At 67.8% G+C, this 19,240-nt stretch carries 15 protein-coding genes; 2 read left to right on the forward strand and 13 right to left on the reverse strand.

What is annotated here, in order from left to right:
• Position 1 precedes the first annotated feature (1 nt).
• From RD110_RS12245 to RD110_RS12265, 5 genes are all read right to left on the reverse strand, one after another.
• On the reverse strand, positions 2-781 hold the full coding sequence (locus RD110_RS12245) for an amino acid ABC transporter ATP-binding protein (RefSeq protein WP_076199752.1): 780 nt from the start codon (positions 779-781) through the stop codon (positions 2-4).
• The gene (locus RD110_RS12250) at positions 765-1,418 is read right to left on the reverse strand and encodes an amino acid ABC transporter permease (protein WP_076199753.1); all 654 of its coding nucleotides are present in this window, start codon (positions 1,416-1,418) and stop codon (positions 765-767) included. The genes RD110_RS12245 and RD110_RS12250 overlap by 17 nt, the downstream gene beginning before the upstream one ends.
• 10 nt (positions 1,419-1,428) lie before the next feature.
• Positions 1,429-2,100 carry an amino acid ABC transporter permease gene (locus RD110_RS12255; protein ID WP_076199754.1) on the reverse strand — a complete coding sequence of 224 codons (672 nt, stop codon included), beginning with the start codon at positions 2,098-2,100 and terminating at the stop codon, positions 1,429-1,431.
• Positions 2,101-2,164: 64 nt separating this feature from the next.
• A complete protein-coding gene (locus RD110_RS12260; protein ID WP_076199755.1) occupies positions 2,165-2,962 on the reverse strand; it encodes a transporter substrate-binding domain-containing protein in 798 nt (265 codons plus the stop codon).
• Positions 2,959-3,732 carry a GntR family transcriptional regulator gene (locus RD110_RS12265; RefSeq protein ID WP_076204859.1) on the reverse strand — a complete coding sequence of 258 codons (774 nt, stop codon included), beginning with the start codon at positions 3,730-3,732 and terminating at the stop codon, positions 2,959-2,961. Before RD110_RS12265 ends, RD110_RS12260 begins: the two co-directional genes overlap by 4 nt.
• Positions 3,733-4,079: 347 nt before the next feature.
• Here RD110_RS12265 and RD110_RS12270 point away from each other — a divergent pair, with 347 nt between their 5' ends.
• Entirely contained in the window at positions 4,080-5,831 is a 1,752-nt protein-coding gene (locus tag RD110_RS12270) for a long-chain fatty acid--CoA ligase (RefSeq protein ID WP_076199756.1), read from the forward strand.
• On the opposite strand, the gene RD110_RS12275 is transcribed toward RD110_RS12270, so the two are convergent.
• A complete protein-coding gene (locus RD110_RS12275) occupies positions 5,828-7,180 on the reverse strand; it encodes an NAD(P)/FAD-dependent oxidoreductase (protein WP_076199757.1) in 1,353 nt (450 codons plus the stop codon). The genes RD110_RS12270 and RD110_RS12275 overlap by 4 nt on opposite strands.
• A 58-nt stretch (positions 7,181-7,238) precedes the next feature.
• Here RD110_RS12275 and RD110_RS12280 point away from each other — a divergent pair, with 58 nt between their 5' ends.
• Positions 7,239-8,276, forward strand: a complete 1,038-nt coding sequence (locus RD110_RS12280; protein ID WP_076199758.1) for an LLM class flavin-dependent oxidoreductase — start codon at positions 7,239-7,241, stop codon at positions 8,274-8,276.
• A gap of 21 nt (positions 8,277-8,297) precedes the next feature.
• Here the strand turns inward: RD110_RS12280 and RD110_RS12285 are convergent, their stop codons facing one another.
• The 7 genes from RD110_RS12285 to RD110_RS12315 form a co-directional block, all read right to left on the reverse strand.
• Positions 8,298-13,829: a diguanylate cyclase gene (locus RD110_RS12285; protein WP_076199759.1), complete on the reverse strand. Its 5,532-nt coding sequence runs from the start codon at positions 13,827-13,829 to the stop codon at positions 8,298-8,300.
• Between the two features lie 121 nt (positions 13,830-13,950).
• Positions 13,951-15,240 carry a YfiM family lipoprotein gene (locus tag RD110_RS12290; protein ID WP_076199760.1) on the reverse strand — a complete coding sequence of 430 codons (1,290 nt, stop codon included), beginning with the start codon at positions 15,238-15,240 and terminating at the stop codon, positions 13,951-13,953.
• A gap of 14 nt (positions 15,241-15,254) precedes the next feature.
• Positions 15,255-15,866, reverse strand: a complete 612-nt coding sequence (locus RD110_RS12295) for a restriction endonuclease (protein WP_204250059.1) — start codon at positions 15,864-15,866, stop codon at positions 15,255-15,257.
• Entirely contained in the window at positions 15,863-17,140 is a 1,278-nt protein-coding gene (locus RD110_RS12300) for a hypothetical protein (RefSeq protein WP_076199761.1), read from the reverse strand. Before RD110_RS12300 ends, RD110_RS12295 begins: the two co-directional genes overlap by 4 nt.
• A 5-nt stretch (positions 17,141-17,145) precedes the next feature.
• On the reverse strand, positions 17,146-17,913 hold the full coding sequence (locus tag RD110_RS12305) for a hypothetical protein (protein WP_076199762.1): 768 nt from the start codon (positions 17,911-17,913) through the stop codon (positions 17,146-17,148).
• Positions 17,914-17,935: 22 nt separating this feature from the next.
• Positions 17,936-18,493, reverse strand: coding sequence for a hypothetical protein (locus RD110_RS12310; RefSeq protein ID WP_076199763.1), 558 nt, complete (start codon positions 18,491-18,493; stop codon positions 17,936-17,938).
• Positions 18,490-18,768 carry a DnaJ domain-containing protein gene (locus tag RD110_RS12315; RefSeq protein WP_076204864.1) on the reverse strand — a complete coding sequence of 93 codons (279 nt, stop codon included), beginning with the start codon at positions 18,766-18,768 and terminating at the stop codon, positions 18,490-18,492. The genes RD110_RS12310 and RD110_RS12315 overlap by 4 nt, the downstream gene beginning before the upstream one ends.
• Positions 18,769-19,240: the final 472 nt, after the last annotated feature.

Below are 19,240 nucleotides of genomic sequence, written 5' to 3' on the forward strand. Positions count from 1 at the left end.
CTCAGTCGTGCAGCGACGACAGGAACTGCTTCAGCTCGGGCGTCTGCGGATTGCCGAACAGTTCGTTCGGCGGCCCCATCTCGTGCACCCGGCCCTGGTGCATGAAGATCACGCGGTCGCTCACCTTGCGCGCGAAGCTCATCTCGTGCGTGACCATCAGGAGCGTCATGCCTTCCTCGGCCAGGCTTTCCACCACGCGCAGCACTTCACCCACCAGTTCGGGGTCGAGTGCCGAGGTGATCTCGTCGCAGAGCAGCACGGCCGGCTCCATGGCCAGCGCGCGGGCAATCGCCACGCGCTGTTGCTGGCCGCCCGAGAGCTGATCCGGCCAGGCGTCGAACTTCTCGGCCAGGCCCACGCGCGTCAACAGCTTCTTCGCCTGCGCGATGCCGGGCGCCTCGGCCTGCTGCTTCACGAGCTTGGGCGCGAGCATCACATTCTTGCCCACGGTGAGGTGCGGGAACAGGTTGAAGCCCTGGAAGATCATGCCCACGCGCTGGCGCAGCGCGCGCATGGCCTGCGCGTTGTCGTGCAGCAGCGGCTTGCTGTCCACCGACAGCGTGCCGGCCTGGAACACTTCGAGCCCGTTGATGCAGCGCAGCAGCGTGCTCTTGCCCGAGCCGCTCTTGCCGATGATGGCGATCACCTCGCCCGGCTGGACATGCAGGTCGATGCCCTTGAGCACCTCGTTCGTGCCGAAGGATTTGCGCAGCCCGTTGATCTCGACGATGGAGGGCTTCATGGCGGTCGTGGGCGTCGTGGGGTTAGCGGCGGACGGCATTCATTTTCCTTTCGAGCGATTTCGCATAGAGACTGACCGGGAAGCACAGGACGAAGTACATCAGCGCCACGCAGCTGTAGACCACGAAAGGCTTGAAGGTGGCGTTGGAGATCATGGTGCCGGCCTTGGTGAGCTCGATGAAGCCGATCACCGAGGCCAGCGCCGTGCCCTTGATCACCTGCACCAGGAAACCCACGGTGGGCGGGATGGCGATCTTCACGGCCTGCGGCAGCACGATGTGGCGCAGTTGTTCGCCGAAGGTAAGCGCGAGGCTGCTCGAGGCTTCCCACTGGCCCTTGGGAATCGCCGCCACGCAGCCGCGCCAGATCTCGGTGAGGAAGGCGCTGGTGTAGAGCGTGAGCGCCACCGACGCCGCGACCCAGGCCGAGGTGTTGACGCCGAACAGCGCGATGCCGAAGTAGGCGAGGAAGAGCTGCATCAGCAAGGGCGTGCCCTGGAACAGCTGGACGTAGCCGCCGACGAAGGTGTCGGCGCCGCGCAGCTTGGACAGCCGCAGGACCAGCAGCAGCATGCCGACGATGCCGCCGCCGACGAAGGCGATCAGCGAGAGGTAGACGGTCCACTGCGCCGCGCCCAGCAGGTTGCGCAGGATGTCCCAGACGGAGAATTCAACCATGGTGAGTCCTTCAGCGACCGAACAGGAAACGGGGACCCAGCCAGTTCAGCAGCCGGCGCACGCCGACCGACAGCGACAGGTAGATCAGCGTGGCGATGATGAAGGCCTCGAAGGCGCGGAAGTTGCGGCTCTGGATCAGGTTGGCCGCGTAACTCAACTCCTGCGTCGAGATCTGCCCGCAGACCGCCGAGCCGAGCATCACGATGATGATCTGGCTCACCAGCGAGGGCCATACCTTCTTCAGCGCCGGCGGCAGGATCACGCGGGTGAAGGTCTGCATGCGGTCCATGGCCAGGCTGGCCGCCGCCTCGATCTGGCCCTTGGGCGTGGCGTCGATGCCGGCGCGGATGATCTCGGTGGAGTAGGCGCCGAGGTTGATCACCATCGCGATGATGGAGGCGACTTCGGGTGTCAGCTTCACCCCCGCGGCCGGCAGGCCGAAGAAGATGAAGAACAGCTGCACGATGAACGGCGTGTTGCGGATCAGCTCCACATAGGTGCCCACCACCCATTGCAGCCACACCGGCGCACGCGTGTTCTGGCTGCGCACCCAGGCGCAGGCGATGCCGAAGGCCACGCCGATGAGCGTGGCAATCAGCGTGAGCGCGAGGGTCCAGACCACGCCCTTGACCAGCAGCGGCCACTGGCTGAGGACGGACCAGAAATCGAGTTGGATTCTCATGGGTGCGTTGGTTTCGGTTGGGTTGACTTGCTCCCCCGCCCGGCCGACGAGGGAGCCACGCAAGTTACTGCGGAAGATCGCCCGCCGGACGTCCCAGCCACTTCACGGCCAGCTTGTCCAGGTCGCCGCTCTTCTTGCCTTCGGCGATGATTTCGTTGACCTTGGCGCGCAGCTTGTCTTCGCCTTTGGCCACGCCGATGAAGTTCGGCGAATCCTTGAGCAGCAGCTTGTATTCGGTGTTGAGTTGCGGGTTCTTCGCCATCATGTTGCCGGCGACGGAGGCGCCGGTGGCGATCAGCTGCACCTGGCCCGAGACGAAGGACGACACGGTCACGTTGTTGTCTTCGAAACGCTTGATGTCGGCCGTGGGCGGCGCGAGCTTGGTCAGCTCCTGGTCTTCGATCGCGCCGCGCGTCACGCCGACGGTCTTGCCGGCCAGGTCGGCGAAGCTCTTGATGTTCATGCTCTTGGGCGCGAACACGGCCTGGAAGAAAGGCGAGTAGGCGGCGGTGAAGTCGATCACCTTCTCGCGCTCGGGGTTCTTGCCGAGCGTGGAGATCACCAGGTCGGCCTTCTTGGTCTGCAGGTAGGCCACGCGGTTGGCGCTGGTCACCGGGGCGAGCTCGATGGCCACGCCGAGCTTGGTGGCGATGTATTTGGCCATGTCCACGTCCAGGCCCTGGGGCGCCATGTCGGTGCCGACGAAGCCGTAGGGCGGGAAGTCGGTGGGAATGGCGATGACGATCTTCTTGGCCTTCATCACGTCGTCGAGCGCGGTCTGCGCGTGCGCGGAGGCGGCGACGCCGGCCAGCAGGGCGACGGCGGCCAGGCCGGTGGTGAATTGGCGCTTGGTGAATTTCATAACAGGGCTCCTAGGTAAGTGGATGGGTCTTCGGGTGATGGATGGGTGGCACCGGCTTTGGCCGGGGCGAGGCGTTTGGGTCGCGCCGCATCGGCGGCCTTTTTCCCCACAGGTGCCAGCGCGTCGCGCAGGTGCGCCAGCGGGTCGGCGCTCACCGGCAGGCGCAGCGCGTCGTGCACCGTGCCGATGTGCGCCGACATGAGTTGCTCGGCCAGCGCCATGTCGCCGCGTTCGAGTGCGGCGACGATCTGCACGTGGTCTTCGCAAGACTGCGCGGCGTTGTGCGACGACTGGTAGAGCATCGCGATCAGCGTGGTGCGCGCGGTGAAGTCGCGCAGCGTGTCGGCCAGGAGGTTGTTGCCCAGGCATTCGGCCAGGCAGACGTGGAAGTCGCCGAGCAGGAAGCTGCGCGTGCCGATGTCGTCGCTGGCCAGCGCCGCCTTCTCGCGCGCCAGATGTTGCTTGAGGCGTTTGAGCGCCGGTTTGCCGATGCCCGGCAGGTTGCGGATCAGCCCGGTCTCGATGACGCGGCGGGCCTCGAAGGCCTCGCGGGCTTCTTCCTGCGAGGGTTCGATCACGTACCAGCCACGGCGCGCGCTCACCGTCACGATGCCCCGCGCGGCCAGCCGGGTGAGCGCCTCGCGCACCACGGTGCGGCTGCAGTCGAACAGCATCGCCAGCGGCTGCTCGCCCAGGCGGGCGCCGGGCGCCAGCTTTTGCGCCATCACGGCTTCAACGATGCGTTCACTGATCTCGGCGGCGCTGCTCATGCCCACTGCCATGCAGAAAATGTGCCAACTGATATACAAGATTGATGCACCGATATCGCCCATTTCGGTGTGGCAGCTGGTGCATTCAAGATCGGGCTGCACCAATCCACGGCGAGGGTCGGGGCCACCACGGTGCACAGTTGGTTACAGCCGCAGCCGGCCGATCGAAAAGGTTCTGCTTGCTACATTAAAGGTAGCGACTCCCGCAGCATGAATCAGCATGGCAGGCACTTTTTATTCGGAAGAGTAACTGCTTGGCAAAGGTCTCGCACGCGACAGGCGGCGATGGTGCGCCGAGGGCACTCACTTATGCTGATTCCAGCTCGCCCCTACAAAGAGACACCGCCATGGACGCTGCAGAATCCACGCCCGCCATTCCTTCCCCACCCCTGCGCCCCGGCGCACGCGCCCACCACCGCTTCTGGCCGAAGCGCCTGCCGTATGCGATCACGGTGCCGGCCGTGTCGCTGTGGGAGAACCTGGCCAACAGCGCGCGCCGTTATCCGGACAAGCCGGCCCTGGTGTTCTTCGGCCGCATCGTCACCTACCGCGAACTGGTGCGGCAGGCCGAACGCCTGGCCGGGCACCTGCACGCGATGGGTGTGGGTCGCGGCGACCGGGTGTTGCTCAATCTGCAGAACTGCCCGCAGCTGGTGATCGCGCATTTCGCCATCCTGCGCGCCAACGCGGTGGTGGTGCCGATCAACCCGATGAACCGCGCCGAGGAGCTCAAGCACTACATCACCGACCCCGATGCCAAGGTGGCGATCACCAGCGCCGACCTCGCGGCCGAACTGGCTGCGGCCAGCGACGCGCTGGGGGCGGAAGATCGGCTGGCGCATTTGGTCGTCACGCATTTCACCGACGCCTTCGATGCCGGGGTGACCGGCGACGAGGCGCCGCCGCTGGCCTGGCGCGACTGGCTGACGACCCGCCACCCCGCGCCTTCGCTGTTGGGCGGGCAGGTGCATGCCTGGGTCGATCTGGTGCAGGCCGATGGCCCGTCCGCTCCCGCGCACGTCGTCGGCGCCAACGACATGGCCCTGCTGCCCTATACCAGCGGCACCACCGGCCTGCCCAAGGGCTGCATGCATCCCCATGCCAGCCTGATGCACAACGCCGTCGCCAGCGCGCTGTGGGGCAACAGCACCTCGGAAAACGTGACGCTGGCCGTGGTGCCGATGTTCCACGTCACCGGCATGGTCAGCATGCTGCACAGCAACATCTACTGCGGCGCCACGCTCCTGGTGATGCCGCGCTGGGACCGCGACCTGGCCGGCCGGCTGATCTCGAAATGGCGCGTCACGCACTGGACCAACATCCCCACCATGGTCATCGACCTCATGGCCAGCCCGAACTACGCGGCTTACGACCTGTCCAGCCTGGTCTACATCGGCGGCGGCGGCGCGGCGATGCCGCAGGCCGTGGCGCAGCGGCTGCTGGAACAGTTCGGCCTGCGCTACTGCGAAGGTTATGGCCTGACCGAAACCGCCGCGCCGTCGCACAGCAACCCGTACGACGCACCCAAGCAGCAATGCCTGGGGATTCCATTCATGGGCACGGACGCGCGCGTGATCGACCCCGAGACGCTGGCCGAGATGCCGGCCGGGCAGCCCGGCGAAATCGTCACCTGCGGGCCGGGCGTCTTCCTGGGCTACTGGAAGCGGCCCGACGCGACCGCGGCGGCCTTCATCACCCTCGAGGGCAAGCGCTTCTTCCGCAGCGGCGACATCGGCTACGTGGATGCCGACGGCTATTTCTTCATGACCGACCGGCTCAAGCGCATGATCAACGCCAGCGGCTTCAAGGTCTGGCCGGCCGAGGTCGAAGCCTTGATGTTCCGCCATCCGGGCATCCAGGAGGCCTGCATCATCGCCACACAGGACAGCTACCGCGGCGAAAGCGTGAAGGCCGTGGTGGTGCTGCGGGCGGCGTACCGAGGCCAGGTGACGGAGGCCGACCTCATCGCCTGGTGCCGCGAGAACATGTCCGTCTACAAGGTGCCGCGCCAGGTGCAGTTCGTCGAGGCCCTGCCCAAGAGCGGCAGCGGCAAGGTGATGTGGCGCACGTTGCAGGAGGCGGAAGCGGCAAAGCGCTAAGCGTCTTCGTTGCCCTTCACATCGGCCACCACCCGTGCGCTGCGCTGGAAGCTCCAGTACGCCGAGGCCCAGTCGAGCAGTACCACGATGCGGTTGCGAAAACCGATCAGGAAGTAGATGTGGGCGAACAGCCAGAACAGCCAGGCGAAGTAGCCCGAGAAGCGCAGTGGGCCGACAGGCGTGGCGAGGTCGACCACGGCGGAGTTGCGGCCGATGGTGGCGAGGTTGCCGAAGTCGCGGTAGCGGAAAGGCGCGGTCGTGTCGCCCCGGAGCCGGCGCAGCAGGTTGGCGGCGGCCGAGCGGCCCATCTGCTTCGCCGCGGGCGACACGCCGGGGACGGGTTTGGGCGGCTGGCCCGGCGCATGGCTCTGGGCGGCGGCCAGGTCGCCGATCACGTTGATCTCGGGATGGCCGGGCAGGCTCAGGTCGGGCAGCACCCGGATGCGGCCGGCGCGGTCGACCTCGGGGGCGGGACTGCCATCGGCGGCCACGGCGGCGGCCAGCAGGCGGCCCAGGGGCGATGCGGCCACGCCCGCGGCCCAGACGATGCAGCCGCTGTCGATGCGGGCGCTGCTTGGCGCGGTTGCACCGGGGGCAGGCGGTGATTCGATCGTGAGGCCGGTGGCGTCGATGCCGGTCACGCGCGCGTTGAGCCGCACCTGCACGCCGAGTTTCTCGAGTTGCTCCCTCGCCTTCTGGCTGAGGCTCTCCGGCATGGCCTGCAGCACGCGGGCGCCGCCCTCGATCAGCAGCACCTCGGCGCTGGCCGGGTCGATGCGGCGGAACTCGTTCTTCAGGGTGTGGCGCGCGATCTCGACGAGCGTGCCGGCCATCTCCACGCCGGTCGGCCCGGCGCCGATCACGCAGAAGGTGAGCAGGGCGCGGCGGCGCTGCGGGTCGGCTTCATTCTCGGCGGCCTCGTAGCTCAGCAGCACGCGGCGGCGGATGTCGAAGGCGTCGGCCAGCGTCTTCAGGCCCGGCGCGAACGGGGCCCATTCGTCGCGGCCGAAATAGCTGTGGGTAGCGCCCGCGGCCACGATCAGGTGGTCGTAGGGCAGCGCTGTGCCGGTGGCCAGCCGCACTTGGCGGCGCTGCGCGTCCACGTCCACGACTTCGCCGAGCAGCGTGGTGAGATTGGCCTGCTTGCGGAACAGGTGCCGGATCGGCGCGGCGATGGCCGGCGCGGCCATGCCGGCCGTGGCCACCTGGTAGAGCAGGGGCTGGAACAGGTGGTGGTTGCTCTTGTCGACCAGCGTGATGTCGACCGGTGCCTGGCGCAGGGCCCTGGCCGCCTCCAGGCCGCCGAAGCCGCTGCCGATGATCACGACCTTTGGTTTGGCTGGATTCATGAAGGGATTATGCGCAGTGCCGAGGCGTTCGGGGGCTGGGTGTGTCAAGCTCGCGTCCATGAATTCCCCCTTGATTTCCCGGCTCAGGCTTTCCGTGCTCGATCAGTCGGTGGCGCTGGCCGGCCGCGCGCAGAACGAATCGATCCGCGAAACCCTGGCGCTGGCCCAGTGGTGCGAAGCGCTGGGCTACCACCGTTTCTGGGTCAGCGAACACCACAGCCATCCGACCATCGTCGGCAGCGCGCCGGAGGTCCTGATGGCCGCGATCGCGGCGCGCACCAGCCGCATCCGCATCGGCAGCGCGGGTGTGATGCTGCCGCACTATGCGCCGCTGAAGGTGGCCGAGCAGTTCCGTGTGCTGGACGCGCTGGCGCCGGGCCGCATCGACCTCGGCGTGGGCCGCGCACCGGGCAGTGATTTCCGCACCGCGCAGCTGCTCAATCCCGACACCAACGCTTCGGCGCATTTCCCGCAGCAGGTGATGGCCCTGCAGGCCTGGACCCTGGAAGGCGAGAGCGGTGGCCCCGGCCTGCCGCCGGGCCATCCCGGCCATGGCGTCCATGCCTATCCGCACGGCCCGACGGCACCGGCGATCTGGATGCTGGGCAGCTCCGACTATGGCGCCGAACTCGCAGCGCACCTGGGATTGCCCTATGCATTCGCCTACTTCATCACCGAGGGGCAGGGCGCGGCGCAAGCGCTGGCCTTGTACCGCAGCGGTTTTCGCGCCAGCCCGGCGCTGGCCGAGCCGCTGGCCACGCTGTGCGTCTGGGCGCTGGCGGCCGATACCGAGGCCGAGGCGCGGCATCTGTTCAAGAGCCGGGAACGTTTCCGCATGGACCGCAACACCGGCCGGCTCGGGCCCCTGCTGCCGCCTGACGAAGCCGCGCGGCCCTACAGCCCGGCCGAGCAGGCGCAACTCGATCAGCTGCGCGCCAACGCGCTGGTGGGCAGTGGCGCGCAGGTGGCGGACGGCCTGCGCCGGCTCGCCGCCGCGCACGGGGTGGACGAACTGGTGGTCATCACCTGGGCGCACGATCCCGCCGCGCGCCGGCGCTCCTACGAACTCCTGGCCCGGGAATTCGATCTGGGCTGAAGCCCGGCGTGCGCCGGTGGATCAGGCGGCCGGCGGGGCGCAGCTCACCCGGTTGCGGCCCGCATGTTTGGACAGGTACAGGCCCGCATCGGCACGCGCCATCAGGCCGTCGAGCGTGTCGTCCGGTTGCCAGGCGCTGACCCCGAAACTGGCGGTGACCCGGACCACGCTGTCATCGGGCGCCAGGGTCCGCAGCGCGACCAGCGCCACGCGCAGCCGTTCTGCCAGCGCGATGGCGCTTTCGCGGTCGGTCTCCGGCATCAGGATGCCGAATTCCTCGCCGCCCAGCCGGCCCACGATGTCCTGCTGGCGCACGATGGCGCGGCAGGTCTGGGTCAGGACGCGCAAAACCTCGTCGCCGGTGGCATGGCCGTGGCGGTCGTTGATCTGCTTGAAGTGGTCTACGTCGAGCATCACCATGGCCAGCGAGCGGCGGTGGCGCCGCGTGCGCGCGAGTTCGACTTCGGCGCGCTCCATGAAATGGCTGCGGCTGGCCATGCCGGTCAGGCTGTCGGTGGTGGCCGCCTGGCGCAGCGCGTCCTCCATGCTTTTGCGCTGGGTGATGTCCATCAGCGTGGACAGCGCGCTGGGCTTGCCGTCGTAGAGGATGGGCACCATCGAGATCAACAGCCAGATGTCGCGGCCGTCGCGCCCGCGCATGCACATCTGGTGGTCGCGCAGCACGCCGTCGCGCCGGTAGATGGCCAGCATCCGGTCGCGGTCTTCCGGCGAGCGGTAGAAGCTGCGTGGCGGCTGGCCGAGCATCTCGGGCACGGACATGCCGGCGAGCTTGGCCGCCAGTTCGTTGACGTAGACGAAGACGTTGTCGGCTTCGCGCGTCACCGTCATCGGCAGCGGGGCGTTGTGCAGGATGGCCAGGGTGCGGGCCTCGCTCTCGCGCAACTCGCGCGTGCGTTCGGCCACGCGTCGCTCGAGCCCGCTGGCCAAGGCCTGCATCTCGGCATAGAGGCGTGCGTTGTCGATGGCATTGACCACGTTGCCTGACAGCAGCTCCAGGAACAGGATGCGTTCGGGCGAAAACGCGCCGGCGACCACGTCGTTTTCCAGGTACAGCGCGCCCACCACCCGGCCTTGCCGCACCAGCGGCGTGCATAGCACGGAACACGCGTCGCCCTCGGCGAAGTACCGAAGCTGGCGCCAGGCGGGATCGTTGCCCGCATCGTCCACCAGCACCGGGCTGGCGGTGGCCAGCACGGTGCGCAACACCTCGGCGGGCAGCCGGGCGCCGGCGTCCTCCAGCGGTAAGCCCTCGAGCACCCGCGGGCCGCCGGCCCGGCCGCTGTCGGCCTGCAGCAGCCAGTCGCCGCCATTGCCACTACCGTGGCTGCCGGTGGGACTGCCGTCGCCGAGCACGATGGCCGCGCGGCTCGCACCGGCGTTTTCACGCAGCACGTAGACCAGCCGCGTCAGCAGCACGTCGAGTGCGATCTCGGCTGTCACGGCCTGCACGCTTTTCATGAGGGTGGAGAGATCGAGCGCGCTGCCGGGCACGGCGACGATGGTGTCGCTGTCGTCCGGGATCATCTCGATCGGCAGCGCAATCGGTGTGGCGCGGCGATCCATCGCCTCGACCACGGCACGACCGCCCCAGCGCAGCAGGATGGCACGCGCCTCGTCTCGCTCCGCGGCGACGGCAGCCGATGGCGCGGCATGGTCCCGCGCCAGCGCCTGGCTGCGGTACCAATGCACCAGGCCTTGCAGCAGCAGGTTGTGCGTTTGCTCGGCGTGGCGCTGCGCCTGATCGAGTTCGTCCAGCGCGATGGCTTGGCCGTCTTCCAGTGCCAGGCCCGCGAAGAGCATGCGCGCGCGCAGCATGTGCAGCAATGGCCTGACGTCGGCACACGTCTGCGCCCAGAGCGTCAGGCGCCTGAGTGCAAGCGTGCAGCGCTCGGACGCCTCGGTGCGCCCCCCGGTCCGGGACAGCGCCGCCACACTGGTGAAGAAGATGCAGAACGGCACCATGACCATGCCTCGGCCCGCGGAGAACAGCTGCTGCGCGGCGTCGCCCGCGGCCACGGCCTGGTCGTACTGGCCGGCGAGCTTGTGCAGCATGCAGCGCCAGGCGTGCAGGAACATGGTGCCGGTCTGGTCGGCACGTGCGGCATAGACGGCCTCGAGCCGTACGGCGGAGAAGGAAAGGGATTCGAGCGGGGTGGCCGGGAAACGCGGCAGCCGCAGATCCTGCACGGTGCCGCGCAGCGCGCTCAGGTAATCGTGGGCCACGGGCTGGCGGATGCGGCGCAAGGTGGCCGCATGCGCGTCGAGCTCGGCCTCGAGTTCGGCCAGGGGGGCGCCGGTGAGAAACGCATGGTAGTCGTGCACATACAGCGACAGCCCGGCGTGGCGCAGGCTGCCGGTCTCGACGCCGTCGTTGTGCACCTGCATCAGCGCCGGCAGGCCGCTGGCGATGCCTTCGGTCCAGTGGCGCAGGAAGGCATTGAACGAGAAGCCGGCATGCGCGTGCACCTGGCGCCAGCCGTGGCGCTCGATCAACGCCATCGACATGCGGCCCAGGCGGTAGCCGAACACGTAGTCGCCAAGGAATTCGGCCACCATCAGGCCCATCACGGAATACGCCGACAGCGCCGCCGGTGCATGGCCGCGCGCCACCATGAGCCGCACCTGCAGCACGGTGAGCAGCGGCAGCAGCGCCGGGCGCGCGATGTAGGCCGCCGCGGTCATCTTGGCGATCACGTTGAGCTGCTGCAGGCACAGCGGATCGGTCAGCGCGGCCTGCTTGGACAACACGTCGAAACCGATGGCCACGATCTCCTCCTTCAGCGCCGCCACCTGCTGCGCGGTCTCGGCCGGCGTGGCGGCCGTGGTCGGCTCGATGCCGAGCAGGCGCAGCACGGACAGGCCCAGTTCCAGCGTTTCGTCGAGCCGGCCCGAGGTGTAGAACGACTCGATGCGCACATCGAGCAGGCGTGCGCGCGCGGCGGCTTCCGCCGGGCCGGCCACCTGCGGCAGCGCCGCCTCGATGAACAGGTCCATCGCCGCGCCGTCGCCCTTGAGCGCGGCCATTCGGGCGGCGTGCACGTGCAGATCTAGCGCCTGTTCCGTCGCCGTGCGCCACAGGTCCGGGCCATACAGGGCGATGGCGTGGGCCGCATAGCCGGCGGCAAGGTCGAAGGAGGCGGCATCGCGTGCCAGCTGGCTCGCGGCGAGGTTGAAGCCGGCCAGCTGGTGCCGTTCCGCCGCGTCGTGGATCAGTGCCTGGCCCTGGTTCAGGTGGTTCACGACGGAAAAGTCGGGCACCAAGTGCTGGCTCTTGTCCGGTGCGCTGCGCCACTGCTCGCGCAGCAGCCGGCCGATGCGCAGGTGCAGGGCCGGGCGTTCCGGCAGCGGGGCCAGGAGGTAGGCGGCCTCCTGCACGCGGTCGTGCACGAACGCGAATTCGACCTGCAGGCCGCGGCTTTCCGAGGCATCGAGCACGCTGATCCATTTGTAGCTGGCGTCCTGCGGGACCAGCAGGCCGACCTCCAGCGCCGGGCCCAGGGCCTGCACGACGGCACTCTCCGAGGTCTGGCCGGCAATGGCCAGTTGCGCGAGCATGAAGCGGCCACCGAGGAAGGCCGCCGAGGTCAGCAGCGCGCCGGTGGCCGGCGGCAGGCGGCGCAGTTGTTCGAGCATCAGCTCGACCACGTTGTCGGCCACCCTTTCGGCGTGCAGGTGCTCCTGCGACCAGCGCCAGCGCGGCTGGCTGCGGTCCAGCCAGATCAGGCGGCGCCGGTGCAGGTCCTGGAGGAAGCGGCCGAGGAAGAACGGGTTGCCGCTGGTCTTGCGGTGGCACAGCAGCGCCAGTTCCTCGACTTCCTCGCGCGGCTGCTGCAGGCTGTCGGCCAGCAGTTCGGCCACGTCGCGCACCCGCAGCGGCCCCACGGTCAACGCGGTGCTGCGGCCCTCGATGCCGGCCAGGGCGGCGAGATCCTGCGCCAGCGGATGTTCGGGCGGCACTTCACCGGCGCGGTAGGCGCCGATCAACAGGATGTGGCGCAGGCCCTCGTCGAGCGCGAGTTCGCGCAGCAGCCGGCGCGAGATGCGGTCGGCCCATTGCAGGTCGTCGATGAACACCACCATCGGCGCGGCCGCGCTGGCCAGGGCGGCGAAACACAGTTGCACGCTGCGCAGGAAGCGGTTTTCGGCTTCGAGCGGCCCGAGCGCCGCGGCCGGCGCCTGCACCTCGCCGAGCAACATGTCGAGCACAGGCAGCGCAGCCTGGGCCACCGCGGCGTTCGGGCCGAGCTGGCGGCGCAGCGCTTCGCGCCAGCCGGCCTGTTCGGCGGGCGGCAGCGCCAGTACCCGGCGCACGCGTTGCTCGAGTGCCTGCAGGAAGGCTGCGCCGGGCGTATGCTGGCCGAACTGGTCGAACTTGCCATGCACCAGGTGCCCCCGGTGGCCCAGCAGGCTGCGGTGCACTTCCTGGACCAGGGCGGTCTTGCCGATGCCGGAGACGCCGGCGATGGTCACCACCTGGGCGATGCCGGCGGCGGCAGATTCGAAGGCCGCCACCAAGCGGCGGATCTCGTCGTCGCGGCCGTACAGCCGGCCAGAGACCTGAAAATGTTCGGACAGGTCACCCTGGCCCAAGGTCAGGGCCTGCAGCGCGGCCGGGTTGTCGAGGTGCTGCAGGATGTGCTGCAGGTCGCGCCGCAGCACATGGTGGTTCTGGTAACGCGCCTCCGGCTCCTTGGCCAGCAGCCGGGCGAGCAGCATGTCCAGCGCCGCGGGCACCTCGGGACGCAGGTCCTGCAGGGCCGGCGGCGCCAGCGCCAGGTGGGCGTGCACGGCCTCCACCGGGTCGCGCGTGAAGCCGAAGGGGGGTGCGCCGGTGAGCAGTTCGTACAGGGTTGCGCCGAGGGCGTAGAAATCGCCGCGGTAGTCCAGGTCCCGGTTCATGCGGCCGGTCTGCTCGGGCGCCATGTAGGCCAGCGTGCCCTCGAGCTCGGGCAGGCTGGTGGCCTGCGGCCGTTCGACCGACACGTCGGCCGAGATGCCGAAGTCGATCAGCCTGACCGTGCCCTGCGCCGGATTGGCGATGATGTTGCCTGGCGCGATGTCCTTGTGGATGATGCTGCGCAGATGGATGGCTTCGAGCGCATTCACCGCCGCGATGGCGATGCGCAGCGCGTCGGGCAGGGGCAGCGGGCCGTGGCGCAGCATGTCGCGTACCGACACCGCACCGTCGTCCAGCATCACCAGGAACAGCACGCCGGCGTGGCTCTCCAGCGATTCGGCACGCACCACGTTCGGGTGCACCATGCGCCGCGACAACTCGAATTCGCGCCGGAACCGCGCGACGTCGGCCGGCCCGAGCCTGGCCAGCCGCAGCAGCTTGACCACCACCGCCTGGCCGGCCTTGCGGCAGCGTAGCACCACGGACCGCCTGCCGGTGTAGACCGTTTCCAAGACCTCGTAGCCGGCAAACACCGCGCCCGGCACGGCAAAAAGCGGCAGCGCGCCGTTCTTGTCGTGGTGGCCGGCGGTCGTGGTTTCGCCCGGCGTGCGAGATGGCATGGTGGAGGCGGTCATCTCTTCGGATGATAGTGGTTCAGATGCAACTTAATGTAGTGCACAGACCTGTCAAGCCGGTGATGGGCCATTTGGCGTACGGGCCTTCGTGCTTCTCGCCACAACCAGGGCGGCAGGCGGTTCAGCGGTAGAGGGCCAGCCCGGCCAAACGGCCTTCGATCTCGGCACGTACGCGCCGCGCTGCCGCGCCGTCCACGCCGCCGAAGCGCCGGTTGAATTCGGCCAGCTGCATGTTTTCGGGCAGATCGGCGACGGGTGGCAGCAGGGTCGGCGCGGGCTGGCCGGCCGCGAAGTGCTGCTGCCATCGGCGCGCGCCACCGGGGCCGGTGGCCGATTCGGCGAAGCGGGTGCCGGCCCGGTCGGCGGCCAGGTCGTTGAAGGAGAAGCCGCTACCGCCCTCGGCGTCGCTGAGCTCCTTGTACAGGCCCACGGCGTCCGACAGCGGACTGCCGGCCAAGGCCGTGAGCGCGGCCGAGACGGTGAAGTGCTGGGCGCTGTCATCGCGGCCGTTGAGCGTGATCGTGGGGCCGGGCGTGTGTGGTGTGGTGGCGACCGCCAGCAGCGCGCCGGCCTCCCGGGCGTTGACGAACTGGGCCAGCGCCACCAGCGCAGCGCGGTTCTGTTCCACCGCGGCAGCTTCATCCGGACTGCGCTCGGCCGCCGCCTGAAACAGGGGTTGCACCAGCGCGAGCAGGGGCATCGTCCGGTCGTTTCCCGACAACTCGTGTGCAGCGGCCAGCGCGCCCAGCCGATGGAGGTAGACGTCGATGCGGGCCTGTTCGGCGGCGGACCACCAGCGCAGGCCACCCGTGCCCAGGCCGTTGCCGCGCCAGGTGTAGGCAACATCGATCGCCCCTGGACGCAACCCGATCCGGTCCAGGCTGTCGACGGCCTTCGCCGCGCCGGGCGAGACACGGCGCAATGGCGTCAGCCCGGCATCGACCAGCCATCCAGCGATGCGCGGCGGCACTTCCAGGCGGCCGATGCGCCACTGCGTGATGCGCGGCAAGGTAGGGGAGTCGACCAGCCGCAGTTCCATGTTGATGGCCTGGCCGAGCGGGTTGGCCGGCAGACGGGTGCTGGTGGCCAGCAAGGCCGTGCCATCGCCGATGGTCAATTGCGCGCTGGTGGCAGCGAAACGCCGGGCGAAGTAGTTGAGGGCGGCGTCGAGGTCGTCCGGTTGCACGCTGAGGCTGTCCCGCACCCCTGGGACCAGCCGTCGCGGATCGTGGCGCACGAACAGCCGCACCGCGTGGTCGACCTGGCTCGGTGAGACCGTGGCCGGGCGCCGGATGCGCGCCTCGGGTTCGATCGCCATGCCAAGGAAGATGCCGATGACCACCAGGCCGAGGCAGGCCAGCGCCAGCGCCGTACCCAGCGCCGCGGCGGTCCAGCACAGCAGGCGTCTCACCTTGTCTGCCGGCCTCAGCGGCGCGTGGGGCCGCCGGCCGCCGGTTTCGCCGCCGCGGGCAGGTTGCGCAGCAGTTGCGCCAGCGCCGCGCCCTGCATGACGACGATGCCGCGCTCCTTGGCGAAACGCTGGGCGGCCTCGGAAAGCGCACCGAGGCTGATCACCAGGCCGGCACTGGCGTCCTCCTGCTGCTGCGCCGCGGACAGGTCGCGCAGGGCCTCGGTGCCCACGCTGGCCGCCTTCCAGCGCTTGCAGCTCACCAGTGTCGTGCGGCCGTCCTTGCGCACCGCGAAGTCGGCCGCAGGCCCGGCCAGGCGCGTGACCGCGTAGCCGTCCGCAGCGAAAGCCGACTCGACGGCGCTGGAAAAGTCACGCCAGGACATCGCGGCCACCTTCTCGATCGTGGCGGCGACGCGCGTCGGGCTCGGCGCGGTCAACTGGCGCCAGGCGGCGATGCCACAGATCACCACGAATGGCAGCGCGCCCATCGCGCCAAAAACGAAATAGGGGGAGGGCAGGCTGGTGCGTGCCGCGGCGACGATGGCCGCGGCGATGCCCAGGCTGATCCACCAAGGCGAGCGCAGCAGGATGGCGAACAGCGAGCCATGGGCCATCTTGAGTTTCATGCTTGGGGTCCGGTTGGTTTCTTGGCAACGGCCTTGGGCCTGGCGGTCTTTGCCGGGCCATCGACGATGTTGCAATGGAGCTTGAGCGCGGTCATCGCCTCATGCAGTTTGGTGTCGCGCTCGTCGAGCAGGTCGCGCCGCGTTTCCTCGATGAAATGCGTCCACAGCCGCTGGTAGTCGGCGTGGTTTTCATGCGGCGCATAGTCGCGGATGAAGTCGCTGGCGAGTTCGGGGTGCAGGCCGCTTTTGCGCAGCTTGCGCACGATGCTGGCGGCCGTGGTTTCCGTGATGATGGTCTTGCGCGCGACGCCGGCCGTGATGCACAGGAACAGCGTGATCAGCGAACTGTCGTCGGTGTGGCGCTGCGTCAGCTTGATCCACTGGTCGGAGACCGCGCGGTCGAAGTCGCTGATGTCTTCGATCTCGTCGTCGATCCAGTAGTAACGGCCCATGAATCCCATGGACTGCAGGAACAGCTTGCGCGGCTTGACGGCCGGGTCGAGGATTTTCGGCAGGTCGTCCCGCAGCATGCTCTCGCGCATCTCGGCGACGAGCGGCTTGAACGCCGCAGGCAGGGTTTCCGGCAGGGCCAATGCGACGGGCTTGCCGGCCGCACTGCGTTTGCGCAGCAGCTCGATCGCACTTTCGAACTGGCCCCAGTTCGGCAGCTGCGTGCGGCCGGCGGCAAGCGTCAGCAGCCCGGTGCGGATCAGCGCCTCGGCGTCGGTCTGCGCATCCTTCAACTCGCGCCTGGCCGTGCCCAGCTTTTGTGCGAACCAGTAGGCGGCTTCCATGCGGCGTTCGATCTCGCTGCGCTGGGCCAGTTCGGCCCGGTAGTCGGCCAGGCTGCGCAGCGACCATCTGGCCAGCAGCGGGATGTGGTCGTCGGTGAAGGTGCCGCTCTCCAGCATGCCGAAATGGGTGTGGTCGGGCATGGTCAGCAGCGACTTCAGCATTTCCGAGCCGCCCTTGGAGCGCGACAGGAGCGTGTTGTCGCGCAGCGACTGGGCGGCCTCGGTCAGGTCGCCCTCGCAGCTGTCTTCGAGGAACAGGCTCACCATGTTGACGATGCGCGCGCGCGCCTGCTCCAGATCGGGCCGCAGGAATTCGGTACCGAAGTAACGCGCGATCTGCACCATGCCCTTTGCCGCTTCCTCGTGCAGGCTGTCGAGCCGTGCGGCTGGGATGATGCCGGTCTGCAGGCCGTGCAGAAGGGCCTTCTCGAAGAAGGGCCGGCCGTCGAAGAGGGAAACAGTAGACGCAGGTGTGGACATGCGGTTCAGATTGCGGATTCTTCGTCGGGGTCGGCCGGCTTCTTCTGCGAGCCTTCACCCGCGCCATGACCTTCGCGGAACGGCACGTGACCGCCGTCGTGGTGGCTGTCGTCCTCTTCGTCCTCGGATTCCTGTTCGGCGGTGTAGGCCCTGAAACGGGCGCGCAGGATGGTCAGGACCTCGATCAGGATGTCCGGGCATTCGGTGCGCAGCAGCCAGGTGAATTCCATCCAGTCGTGGTCGGTGATCTCGTCGAGGTCGACACGCGGCCTGGTATAGGCCGCAGCGATCATGTTGGCCTCGGACAGCACCGAGCCATCGTCCTCGGAGGCTTCGAAACTGCCGGTACGCATGAAGCTTTCCACGCGCGCCCAGTGTTCCAGCAGGTAGTCGGCCAGGGCATCGCAGCCGCCATCCGTTTCACCCACGGCGCGCAGGAAATCGACCGGGGTGTAGGTTTCCTGGTCGTCGCGGAAGATCACCGAATTCATCATGCCGCGCAGATGGGTATGCGTGAGATCCTTGTACTGCTTCTCGATGACCACGGCGCGCGCGAACTGCTGGGGTGTGACCAGCAGGTTCAGCACCGAGGCCTTGGAGCCGTCGTACTCGCGGATCACCGACAGCAGGTCTTTCGGCGGAAAGCTGTCGAGCGCCACCACCAGGGCGTGGTCGCCTTCTTCGTCGGCAAGCGAAACCAGGGCCGCTTCGGCACCGACGATGTCGCCGGCGAGGATCAGGCTCTGGGCTTTGGCAAGAGCGGGGTAGTGCATGGGGCGGTCCTTGTTGGGGGGGTCACTCTTTGCGTTCGAAGCCTTGTTCGGCCAGCCAGTCGGCGCCGGCTTCTTCGAGGTTGCGCGGGAGGCTTTCGCCCTCGTCGCCCTCGTCGCCATCTTCGCCGTCGGCGTCCTCATCGCGCTGGTCTTCGTCTTCGTCGTCCTGCGCCTCGGCGGCGCCGCTGGCATCGACGCGGCTGTGCAGGTATTCGAGCACGGCGGCGATGGCCATGAAGCGTTCGCCGCCTTCTTCCTGCAGCACGCGCTCGGCCAAGGTCTGTGCCCAGGGCACGAGGGTCGCGGCCGCGCTCAGTTTCTTCCACGAAGGGAAGCGGTCGGGTTCCATCCCCGCGAGTTCGTCCATGGCGCGCGGCGAGGTGAAACGGAAGCCCTGGTGGAAGACCACGGCCAGCATCTCGGGGCTGTCGTCCATCATCATCACCAGGAAATCGATCTGCCCGCGCTTTTCGCGCAGGCGCTTTTCCAGCACGTTCTTGCCTTCCGAGTCGGACAGCAGGTCGTTGATCTCGGCGTCGTAGGCGGGACTGTGGTCGGCGAAGTAGCGGGACAGTTTCATTTCAGTACTTCCTTAATGTAGTTCTGCCAGATTTCGCGGGCGGTATCGATGGGGCTGTCGAGCAGGCCGCGGCGCCGGTTCTCGTCATAGGTCTTGCGCTTGTCCTCGTCCGCCAACACCTCATAGGCCTCCTGCACCGCGCGAAACCGCTGCGCCGCGTCGGGCGATGGATTGCGGTCGGGATGGGTCTGCGCGGCTTTTTGCCGGAAAGCCTTCTTGATGTCAGCCAGGGAGGCCGAACTGCTCAGGCCAAGGGCCGCGTAGTGGTCTTGCATGCTTGCTTCTTGTTGCTCCATCGGCGCCCCATCGCAAAAAAAGACAGCCGCTAGGGCTGTCTTTTGGCATCGCAAACACGGGCTTGGTTCCCTTCCATTTTACCCGTTGCAGCCTCGCCCCCGGCTGTAGGCGGGTTTTCGCGCCCCGGCAGCCCGCCAACCGGCGGACCGCGCGTGATCCATCCAACCCTGGATCGGGCTTCCTGAATTCATCGACCGCCCGGATCGATCACCGATACCATCAAAAATTTAAGAAGTATCAGGTTTTGGACAATCTATTTTTGGAGTTTTATTTGGTATAAATGTATGCAAAAATAAAACAAAAGACAAAAGAAACATAAAGATACAAATAGGTGTTTGTCGGAATTGTTAGTCTCATCATGAACTTAAATGAACTGTTTGATCTGATTAAATCTAGAAACAATAGATTACATAAAAGATTTCTTTCAAACGTCAAAACTACGGTTCGACA

Source organism: Rhodoferax koreense, from assembly GCF_001955695.1.
GTDB classification, from domain to species: Bacteria; Pseudomonadota; Gammaproteobacteria; order Burkholderiales; family Burkholderiaceae_C; genus Rhodoferax_B; species Rhodoferax_B koreensis.